This window comes from Vibrio sp. V19_P1S1T109, assembly GCF_002241375.1.
Classification (GTDB): Bacteria; Pseudomonadota; Gammaproteobacteria; order Enterobacterales; family Vibrionaceae; genus Vibrio; species Vibrio anguillarum.
Genome location: NZ_NDIM01000319.1, coordinates 1 through 2,104 on the forward strand (window position 1 = coordinate 1; position 2,104 = coordinate 2,104).

Genomic DNA, 2,104 nt, shown 5'->3' on the forward strand with positions numbered 1-2,104 from the left:
GTGTTTACGGTGTGTTTTTTGAGTTCGGCTATGCGTTGTCAACCCCTTAGCCGGGCGTTATGCAACTCAGGTAAATTTAGGGGTTCAATCTTTTGAGGTTTCTCCGGCCATTCGTTTTGTGTTGTCGGCAAATGAGCATTTTTACCCTAAAATTCGTAGTTTACTCAAGCCGTAAAACAGGCAAGGTTCTTTGTTTGCCTCAATGAGTTTTGGTGCTGGTTTGTTGTGAATTTAGCGGGCGCAAAGTGTGGAAAGGGCAAGTTAATCGAGCATTTTGGACTTGCTGAAGTTTTCGCTCGTTGAGTTTGCCTGATCCAAAAGCTTGGTTTGTTGCTGAAAGGTGAACTTTGTTTTGGCGGCTTATTTATCACGGCTCTGGCTTGGGTTGATTCTTGAATCACTTAACCATTGCAATCGTGGCTTTTGGTTGTGTAAACTCAGTTTATCTCATTGAATTTGCATAACAAACGGCTCAAGAGGGATTGTCAACGCGTGGCAGCTTTAGTTCAAAATTGAAGTTCAGTGTTTACAGTGTGTTTTTTGAGTTCGGCTATGCGTTGTCAACCCCTTAGCCGGGCGTTATAGCTTATCTCACATTTCAACCTAGACATTGCTCAATCGATGCTTCAAAGTAAATCCCGATTTTTGCTCAACAAAAGGAACAAGTATGTTTAGTCATATTATGATTGGCTCCAATGATATTGAAAAATCTAAGGTTTTTTATGACGCCATATTGTCTGTTTTAGGTTATCCATCGGGTGTTATCGATGCTAAAGGGCGCTGTCTTTACATAAACAAAGATGGTGTGCTTGGAATTACGAAGCCAATAAATGGAGAGCTGGCGACTCATGGTAATGGAATGACAATTGGCTTAAAAGTCAGTAGCCCAGAGTTAGTGGATTCATGGCATGCGGCAGGCTTAGCTAATGGCGGTGTAGCTTGCGAAGATCCTCCAAGTCTAAGGGTAAGCGGAGAAAGAAAAATGTATCTAGCTTATTTACGCGATCCAGCAGGAAATAAACTGTGTGCAACGCATCATATTTCTATGGGCAACTAAAGCACCGCTATAACAAACGCTTCAAGAGGGACAGCCAACGCGTGGTATTTTTACTATGCGTTGGTTTTTGTGATTAAGGTGTTATGCGGAAAGTGAGTAGTAGCGTTGTCTGCCCCTTAAGCGGGCGTTATGAATTTTTATTAAGTTTGGTAGATAAATAAAGTGAAAGATAAAGAAAGTAGTTTCCGAAACTTGTACAAAAAAATGGATTCAACATCTAAAACTAGATTCAATGCTTCAAGAAGACTAAAGTTACATTCTAAGTTTTCCGCATATATCATCGTATTTATATCCCTTGGTTTGATTTTAGTTACACTCATGCAAGCCTATTCGTTGGGTGGTAACATCAACAACAAGATAGTTGGTTTGTTTCAAGCATTTTCATCTATAGCAGTTTTAGTTTATTCGTTACTTATCGACAGAAATAATTACTCAAGCACGTCAGAAAAAATGTACTCTTGTGCAGCGCAGCTTGGTGAGTTAAAGCAAGAGGTTCGCCCATATTTAGATGAACAATCACATAATGAGCAGAAATATCTAGAGTTCAAAAATAAGTATCATCAACTTCTTAAACTGTATGAGACTCACTCTAACAATGACTTTCGAGGGGACTACTATCGGGCAAAGCTTGAAATGCCAGAGGACTATGAGATTAAAGGCTTTGACTGGTGTGTTATTTATTTGAAAATATTCGTATCGCATGTTTTAAATTTCATGTCCTACTTCATAGTTATTTCTGCACTATTAGGTGTCCTTTACTGGATTACATTTGGTGAGCCATTTTCGTTTGTATCAAACTCAGTTCAAGGGGCAGGTGTGTAAAATTCATAACAAACGGCTCAAGAGGGATTGCCAACGCGTGTCGGCTTTAGTTCAAAATTGAAGTTCAGTGTTTACAGTGTGTTTTTTGAGTTCGGCTATGCGTTGTCAACCCCTTAGCCGGGCGTTATGCAACTCAGGTAAATTTAGGGATTCAATCTTTTGGGATTTCTCCGGCCATTCGTTTTGTATTGTCGGCAAATGAGCATTTTTACCCTCAAATTCGTG

2 protein-coding genes are annotated in these 2,104 nt (G+C 39.7%); both read left to right on the forward strand.

Going from position 1 to position 2,104, the window contains the following annotated elements; translation table 11 throughout:
- Positions 1-667: 667 nt before the first annotated feature.
- Entirely contained in the window at positions 668-1,057 is a 390-nt protein-coding gene (locus B9J87_RS15370) for a VOC family protein (RefSeq protein WP_094151583.1), read from the forward strand.
- A 162-nt stretch (positions 1,058-1,219) separates the two neighbouring features.
- Complete coding sequence (locus B9J87_RS15380; protein ID WP_094151585.1) at positions 1,220-1,879, forward strand: SLATT domain-containing protein; 660 nt, start codon at positions 1,220-1,222, stop codon at positions 1,877-1,879.
- Positions 1,880-2,104 lie beyond the last annotated feature (225 nt).